This is a genomic window from Micromonospora sp. LOL_024, assembly GCF_048060415.1.
Classification (GTDB): domain Bacteria; phylum Actinomycetota; class Actinomycetes; order Mycobacteriales; family Micromonosporaceae; genus Micromonospora.
The window spans coordinates 1-7,798 of record NZ_JBHMIS010000071.1 but is presented as its reverse complement, the minus strand read 5'-3'; the positions used below and the strand labels follow the sequence as shown (position 1 = coordinate 7,798).

The window sequence follows — 7,798 nt, the reverse complement described above, 5'->3', positions numbered from 1 at the left end:
GGCCACTACAACTACTTGAAATCACCTGAAACGGTCAAATGCCAATCGTGCCGAGGCCCTGGGACAAGCCCACGGACGATGAGCGGGAGCTGCGCCGACTCCTGGAGATCATCCGGACGGTGCCGGCGGCCGGTCCGCTGCTCGTGCAGCGGCTGCTGGAGGTCGCCCAGGTCGGCGTGCAGGTCGACCCTGCAGAGTTGAAGTCGCCCGCGCCGGCTGAACTTCCCGCCGGCGAACCGCCGACCGCCGAAGCTCCCGCGCCGGCCACGGCGCCGCCGCCCGACGGCGACACCGAACGTCGTAGGCCGCCCGAGAAAGCGGCGCTCGCCGCTGCGGCGGAACCGTTGACCGGACCGTTCGTGGCCGCGTGCGAGGCTCTGGCACTGCGGGCGCTGGAAGTCGCCGGGAAAAGGGTCATCGGCCGTGAGCGGTACCGGCACACCGACCTGTCGGTGTGGGAGTACCACACGGTGCGGCAGTCCACGCCCACCTCGGTGCCCCGCCTGCTCCAGGGCGCGTTCACCGCGGTCCCGGCCGTGGCGGGCCGGCTTGGCGTCGACGCGGAGAAGCTGACGGCGGCCCTCAGCGGCTACGTCGGTGGGCTTCTCGTGGCCGGGCGGCGGCACGACGTCGACGAGCTGCGCGAGCACCTGGCCCGCAGCGTCGCCGGGGAGTTGGTGCCGGCGTGACCGCCCCGACCGCCGTCGTCCCTGATCTGGTGCTGGCGCACGGGCACGTCTGCCAGCGGTCCGGGCGCGGCAAGGGCTGCCAGGTCATCCGCTGGTCGCAGTGCCGCACCTGCGGCTGGTGGGGAGAGCTGTGGGACGGCGACCAGCCGCCCCTGAGCGACGCGGAGCACGCCTGCGACCCGGAGGAGGCAGCCCGCTACCAGCAGACCTGGAGGAACGGTGGCTGACCCGCAGAGCGTGACCCTGAGCGACCTGCGCGCTGCTCTCGTGCAGGTCGGCATCGTCGTCGACGAGGACTTCGTGAGCCTGGAGCTGCGGGAGAACGGGCTGACGGTGCACCGGCTGGTGCGTACCGATTCGGGAATGCCTGCGCGCCTGCCCAACGGTGGTGTGCAGTGCGTCGGGCAGACGATCAGGGTGGTCGCTGAGACGCCGCCCGCGCAGGCGGAGTGAGCGTGGCTGACCGGGACCGGTGGCTGCCGCTGCGGCTCACGCACGAGGCGCGGGTGATCGCCGCCGAGAAACGTGTGACGCAGGCGGCCCGCGCCGCCTTGCGGGCCTGGCTGCGGGCGGCCCGGACGGTGACCCTGCCAACGGTCACCGCGGCGGCGCTGCCGCCCGACCCGAACGCGCTCGCCGGAGCCGGGCAGGCGTGGTTCGAGGCAATGACGGTGCACCTGCTGCCCGCCGTCGACGAGACGTTCCTCGAGGGCGTCGCGGACGCGGGCGGTGACGTCGACGTGTTGCGGGTCGAGCAGTTGAAGGACGAGTACCTGGCGGCGTTGCCGAACCGGCTCCAGGGGGTGCCGGACTCGGCGTGGACGCAAGTCACGGCGGCGATCACCGAGCTGACCGCCGAGGGTGCGAGCATCTCGCGGATTCGTGACGCCGTGGAGGCGATCCTCGGCGAGCTGGCGTGGGAGGACCCGGCGGCGACGATCGCCCGTACGGAGACGATCGGCGCGTACAACGCGGGCACCCTGACGGCCTGGTTGACGTCCGCGCGTGCGCTCGACGAAAAGTTGGACAAGGTGTGGGTGGCCACGCACGACACGCGGACGCGGCATGACCACCGGGCGGCGGACGGCCAGCGCGTCGCCTTGAACGGCGTGTTCATGGCCGGTGGGGTGCCGCTGCGGTTCCCGGGTGATCCGGCGGCACCGCCCGGCCAGGTCGTGAACTGCCGCTGCACGATGATCGAGGTAGAGGCGGACGAGCCGCTGCCTGCGATCCCGAAGCACCCGTGGCCCCGGCGGGCCACCGGGTTGGAAATCACGGTGACGGCGGCGGGAGCCGCGAAGGGTGGCAGACAGATGGCGACGTGGAAGGGGACGCTGGCGCCGCTGGGTGCCGCGTCGGGTGACCGGCGGATCTTCGCGGCGGACGGCGACTGGTCGTTCCGCGAGCTGCCGCTGCCGCTGCGGTGGGCGCGCGAGGACGCCCCCGGGCACGAAGGGGCGGTGACGATCGGCCGGATTACCGCCGGTGAGGTGGAGAAGTCGAGGCTGACCGGCGTCGGGGACTTCATCGACGCGGTGCCGGAGCTGGGCGAGGCGCTGGAGCTGCTGCGCGCCGGGGTGCTGTTTCCGTCGGTGGACCTGGACGACTTCGAGTTCGTGTACACGGACGGCAAGGGCAAGCCGATCGAGGACATGAGCGACGAGGAGTGGGAAGCGTTCATCGAGTCGGGCGAGGAGCCGTACATCACGGTGACGAGGGGCCGGGTGATGGCGGTGACGCTCGTCGGCACCCAGGCGTTCATGGAGGCGCGGCTGGAGCTGGCTGACGACGAGCCGGCCGGCGAGGACGACGAGCACCCAGAGGAGACGTCGAAAGAGGAAGGGGCAGTCACCGCGGCTGGCGCGGACGGCGAGAAGCGGCAGGCCGCGCCGCTGTACCCGCCGTGCGGTTGGTTCGACGACCCGGGCCTGTCGGAGTTGACGCCGATCACTGTGACGGCCGATGGGAGGGTGTTCGGGCACCTCGCAGACAACGATTGCCACCTGTCGTTCCTGACGGGCGGGCAGTGTGTGCTGCCGCCGGCCGAGGGCGGGTTCGACTGGTTCCACCGGCCCGAGATCATGACGGCCGAGGGTGACGTGGTGGCGGTCGGGCACATTACGGCCGGCACCGGGCATGCCGACCTGGCCGCCAGCGCGGCCAGTGCGGTGGCGCACTACGACGACACGGGCACGCAGGTGGCGGTGGTGCGCGCAGGCCGGGACGCGCACGGCACATGGGTCGCCGGGTCGCTGGTGCCGGAGGCCACCGAGGGGCAGGTGCAACTGCTGCGCCGGTCGCCGCTATCCGGGGACTGGCGGTGGATCGGCGGGGCCCGGCAGCTCGTCGCCGCGCTATGCGTCAACGTCGGCGGGTTCCCCGTGGTGCGGGGACGGTCATCAGGCGGGCGGGCGTACGCGATGGTGGCCTCCGGCTGGGCCGGCTGGAAGCCGACCGGCCCGGCCGCCGGTCGGCGGAACGCCGCCGAGTTGTCCCCGGTCGTCCTTGACGCGGCAGTGCGAAGGGCGGTTGCGGCCGGGTTCGCGGCCGAGCGGCAGAGGGTGGCCACTGCGGCGACCGCTGACCGGATTGCTGCGACGATCGGCCGGGACCGCAAGACCCTCGTGGCGGGCCTAGGCGCCGAGATACACGGCAAGTAGGAGGACGCTGATGGGCTGCAACTGTGGCAGCAAGGCCCGACGCACCGTGTGGGTGTTGTCCTACGACGACGGCCGCGTGGGCGGCGAGTACAGCTCTAGGACGCAGGCGGCGCTCGCAAACGTCCAGAAGGGAGGTGGTGGCGCGATTCGTGAGGTGCGGAAGTAGAGGGGTGGGGGCAATCCGACACCGCTTACGTGGCGCGCCATTGCTGGCTGCCAACCCCAACTCCCCAACTTAGGCGTTTGGTGATATTTGTCACTTTTGATGAAACGGGGCTGTCGACTGACGCGGCGTTACCGTCGCTCTGTGTTGTCTAGGGATAACCCATCGATGATGGTTACATAGAGTGATCATCGTTGTGTCGTCGAGTTTGCGTTGGGCGGCGGGGCGGTGGTCGCCGTCGGTGCTCTGGTAGGAAGGTTCCCAGGTGCGCGAGGGTGGCTGCGGTGTTTGGGCACCGCAGCCACCATTTTCACCGCGCGGTCCATCCCCGATCAGGAGGAGAACGTATGCAGTTCCGGGCCAGTCTACGCGCTGCCGTGGTCGTGGCAGCCATGTTGGTAGCAGGGGGTCTTTCGTCTGCGCCTGCCCATGCCGCCGACCCCACCGTCCAGCCGGATCCGACGTCCATCTACATCGAGATGGACATGAAGCGTGTCGGCGTCGACCACAAGATCGCCAAGGCGAACGGGTATGAGGTTCGCGTGGACAGCAACGGGATCGAGTACGCCGTGAAGGAGGGTGAAGTCACCACTTTCGATGAGAAGACGGGGACCTGTGGCAGTTCCTTCGTCTACCTGACCGCCGTAGACACCAAGAAGCACTACACCTCCATCTACACCGGCTACACGATTTTGCCCAGTTACCCGGGGGCCATCTACACGGACTGGGCCGTGGGTGTGATCGATAGCTACGGTTCGAGCACCAAGACTTGGAGCGACCCCTCCCTGCCGACGCGTTTGTGGGCGAAGACCCACGGCTTCACGTCGAGTGGACCCGGCTGGGTCTACGCTGATGTCCTCCTTGGCAGCATCGCGACCCTCGCCAACGGCACCATTTGCTTCTCGCACGGACCGTCTGCCAGGGCGTACCTGTAGTAACCGCGTCCTGCTCACCTGGCTAGAAGGAGGGCAGGCGAACTGACAGCTGAGGAAGTCTCCAGCGTGGATCGTGGCCTAGAACGACCTGATCAGCATGGACCGAACGGGCCGATGTCCGAAGTAGAGGATCTCTACCGCTGGCTGGGTGTCAGGTTCGCCATGCTGGAGACACCCTCTGCTCGCGCTCGCCGCGTCGGTCGGTACTGGGAGACCACGCACGCGGACGTGCACGGTGTCACCCGCGACCTCGGCGAACCGAAGTCCGTCGAGGTTCGTGTCGCACACGAACTCGACGATGACACGCTCGTCGATGTTGTTACGGTTCGAGACGACACCGGTGGGGCGTCACCCATCCACCACATGTGGACGGCGCTCATCAACTATCAACTCGCACTCGCAGGAAAACGTGGCGGGCCTCCGTGGGGTGCCGGACCACCTCCCCCGCAGTACGTCGATCGGCTCGACGCCAACAATCCTCCGGAGGCAACTGGCGTCCGTACGGTGTCGGTGGACGGCCACGACATGCCGAATTGGGTCTACCTGGCCGTCCCGGACATGGCTACCGGAGAATCACTCGCCGCGTGCGGTGGGCGCCTCGGTGCGTCACTGGTCATGATCGTCGGACCGGAGCCCGCCGTCACTGCGGCGCACCTACGTATGTGGCCCCTTCCCGCCCTGCGATCTGCCGGCTGACGGGTTCCTGCGCAGCGGTCGCGTCGGCTGGTAGGTGGTCCGTTTGGGCGACAACGCGGCACGCTGGAACGACAAGGGCTTGATCAATGGTTTGGCTGGGATATGTGCGCCAGACGCCGCGGTTGCCGAAACTACCGGTTCCTGCGGCTGAAGAGCGGGGGAGACGGACATGGCTTCCAGGTCAGCGGCGCTTCGCCAAGGAAGACCTCGGCGGCAATGACTGACGCTCCTCGGTCGAACCGAACGCACCTCCTGCTGTGGGCCATCGGTCCGATTCTCGAACTACCGGCGGTCGCCGCGGCCACCTCGGCGTTCCCCGAGGTGGCTGAGGCCGCTGTTTTCGGATCTCCATGGACCGAAGTCATCCTCGCCGTGGCGCTGTGCACGACCCTGGCCGGAGTCGCGACGGCCTGGCGGCCGGCCGGCCCGTCGTCCACTTCGCGGTGGGGTGTTGCCGCCGCGCTGTGGATCCTGGCTGGTGTCGTCGCTGTCATGATGATCTGGTTCTTCATCAGTGGCCGGTGGCTCGTGTACGGCATCCTGCTGGCGCACTCCGCCGTGTCGATGTTCATGATCGCCCAGCAGGTGACACGAGCCCGGGCCGACCAGCACCCGCCGGCGGTGGCGAGCCGATGAGCGACGAGATTGTCCAGAAGCTGCGGCAACTGAGTCAGTACACGGCGGACCTGCGGTCGCTGATCGACCAAGTGCAGGCTCGGTCCCCGCACGCGCCGACCATTGCTACCGATCCATCCGGAGCGGTCCGCATCCGCGTGGACGCGACCGGACTACCGGAGTCGATCCAGGTCGAGCCCGGCTGGCAGTGGCGGGTTCAACCTCAGCAGTTGAGCGAATGTGTTCTCCTGGCCTACCAGGAAGCGGCCCGCCAGGTCATGCAGTCGCTGGCCGCTGGCTTGACCGCCGACGGCTGGCACGCTGGGACGGAGCAGGCGGAGGCGAGGAGGCAGCATTCTGCCGCCGTTCTGCCGCCGCCGTCGGTCTACGGACAGCCCCGTGATCCGTTAGCGCTTGCCGAGGAAGTCATGAAGGCCCTTGAGACGGCGCGAGCCGGATCGGCTGCTGTTGCGACAGATCACGTGGGGCAGGCTGGTAGACAGAACGTGTCCGTCACGCTGTCGACTTCCGGTTTACAGAGTTGCTCCATCACACCGGCGTGGGCGGCCCGGCACAGCGCAGCGTCCATCAACGATGCTCTGGGCCAGGCGCTCAGGTCCGCCCGATCAGCACTGAGCGATGCCACGTCTCGGCACCGCATCGAGACGAAGATGCTGGACACCCTTGCCGGTGAGGCATTGGCGACCCTCGCATCTATCACCGAGACAACTGACCGACGGAAGGAAACCTGAGATGCCACCCCCCAGCCGTGAGCAGGTCACCGTAGCGACCGACGTGCTGCGTCGCGAAGCCGGCGAGTGGGATCGGCAAGCCGTCGCCGTCGGTGGGGTCATGGCGAAAAGCAGCGGCATGGAACTCGGGCGGGTCGAGGCCGGGCTGTTTCAGATCATCGTGTCGCCGTACAACGCCGTCGTGCACGCGGTCGCGGATCGGTGCCGTGAAGGTCAGACGGCGATGGTCGAGGTTGCCCAGACCCTGCGCGAGGTCGCTGACACCTACGAGGCAGAAGACCTCAACAACGCGCACAAGCTGCGGAACCTCTACTGATCGGGGACCAGTCGTGGACTTCAGCAAGGCCCAGTTCCAGGCACTGATAGAGGACATCACGTCAGGGCTGGGCGATCTCTCCCACCATCTCGATAGGGTCGGCCCGGTCGCCACGGCCGCGGCCAACCGCTGGTACGTCCCCTCCGACGTGGGCGCAGTCATCATCGCGATGGCCAACAAGGTCATCGAGGTGGGTAAGGAACTGCTTCAGCTGTTCATCGACGTCCTCAAGGGCGCGACCGCCCCGATTTCCATGTTCCACGACGCGTGGCAGTGGATGGACATCCGCGGATCGGCGACCGGCATCGCGAGCGCACTGACCGAACAACACCTGGTGGTCGACAACTCCGACTGGTCCGGCAAGGCACGCGACGCCTACGTCGGGAGCGTCTCCCACCACTCCAACGCCGCCGCCCGCATCGGCGCCGTCGCTTCCAGCACGTCCAACTGCCTGATCGGCTGCGCCGCGGCAGGCTCCGCCTTCTACATTACCCTCGGCATCGTCCTGGCCAAGCTGATCGCCGCGACGATCGCCGTGGTAGCTGCCTTCGGCTCCGGCATCTTCTCGCCAGCAGGCGCAGCTCTCATGTTGGAGGAGGCCGGTGTCAACACCGCCATCATCGGGGCCGCCCTCACCACCCTCGGCACGTTTCTCGCCGCGCAGGCCGGAACGATGATCGTCCTGCACGGTGAGGCAGTTGATGCCACCGCCTTCCCCGCCGGCAAGTGGCCTTCCTCCAACACGTCGACGTTCAACGACGCGACCGTCACCGACGGAGACGCGGACTGGTCACTTGCCGGCAGCTGATCCGGCGACAAAGGCCGGAAGAATGCCTCGGGTGTGGCGGACCCGCAGCCTGCGCGAATCACGCTCGGCAATTTTTTTCGGGCCTTCCTACCCGGTCGTACGGGCACGGCCGTTTCAACATCATCCGGCAAGGCCGAGGATGGTGAATGGCCTGTTCATGTCGC

10 protein-coding genes are annotated in these 7,798 nt (G+C 68.0%); all 10 read left to right on the top strand.

From position 1 onward, the window contains the following. Window positions 1–47 precede the first annotated feature (47 nt). A complete protein-coding gene (locus ACFHWY_RS27385; protein WP_416583138.1) occupies window positions 48–689 on the top strand; it encodes a hypothetical protein in 642 nt (213 codons plus the stop codon). Then, on the top strand, window positions 686–916 hold the full coding sequence (locus tag ACFHWY_RS27380; protein WP_416583137.1) for a hypothetical protein: 231 nt from the start codon (window positions 686–688) through the stop codon (window positions 914–916). The genes ACFHWY_RS27385 and ACFHWY_RS27380 overlap by 4 nt, the downstream gene beginning before the upstream one ends. Continuing rightward, window positions 909–1,142, top strand: coding sequence for a hypothetical protein (locus ACFHWY_RS27375; protein ID WP_416583136.1), 234 nt, complete (start codon window positions 909–911; stop codon window positions 1,140–1,142). The genes ACFHWY_RS27380 and ACFHWY_RS27375 overlap by 8 nt, the downstream gene beginning before the upstream one ends. 2 nt (window positions 1,143–1,144) lie before the next feature. Beyond that, window positions 1,145–3,349: a phage minor head protein gene (locus ACFHWY_RS27370; RefSeq protein WP_416583135.1), complete on the top strand. Its 2,205-nt coding sequence runs from the start codon at window positions 1,145–1,147 to the stop codon at window positions 3,347–3,349. Between the two features lie 510 nt (window positions 3,350–3,859). Further along, window positions 3,860–4,447: a hypothetical protein gene (locus ACFHWY_RS27365; RefSeq protein WP_416583134.1), complete on the top strand. Its 588-nt coding sequence runs from the start codon at window positions 3,860–3,862 to the stop codon at window positions 4,445–4,447. A gap of 114 nt (window positions 4,448–4,561) precedes the next feature. Next, window positions 4,562–5,143 carry a hypothetical protein gene (locus ACFHWY_RS27360; protein ID WP_416583133.1) on the top strand — a complete coding sequence of 194 codons (582 nt, stop codon included), beginning with the start codon at window positions 4,562–4,564 and terminating at the stop codon, window positions 5,141–5,143. A gap of 216 nt (window positions 5,144–5,359) precedes the next feature. Continuing rightward, entirely contained in the window at window positions 5,360–5,779 is a 420-nt protein-coding gene (locus tag ACFHWY_RS27355; RefSeq protein ID WP_416583132.1) for a hypothetical protein, read from the top strand. Next, window positions 5,776–6,510 (top strand): hypothetical protein, encoded by a 735-nt coding sequence (locus tag ACFHWY_RS27350; RefSeq protein WP_416583131.1) that lies wholly within the window; start codon window positions 5,776–5,778, stop codon window positions 6,508–6,510. The genes ACFHWY_RS27355 and ACFHWY_RS27350 overlap by 4 nt, the downstream gene beginning before the upstream one ends. 1 nt (window position 6,511) lies before the next feature. Continuing rightward, window positions 6,512–6,826, top strand: coding sequence for a type VII secretion target (locus ACFHWY_RS27345; RefSeq protein ID WP_416583130.1), 315 nt, complete (start codon window positions 6,512–6,514; stop codon window positions 6,824–6,826). Window positions 6,827–6,839: 13 nt separating this feature from the next. Continuing rightward, the gene (locus tag ACFHWY_RS27340) at window positions 6,840–7,634 is read left to right on the top strand and encodes a hypothetical protein (RefSeq protein ID WP_416583129.1); all 795 of its coding nucleotides are present in this window, start codon (window positions 6,840–6,842) and stop codon (window positions 7,632–7,634) included. Window positions 7,635–7,798 lie beyond the last annotated feature (164 nt).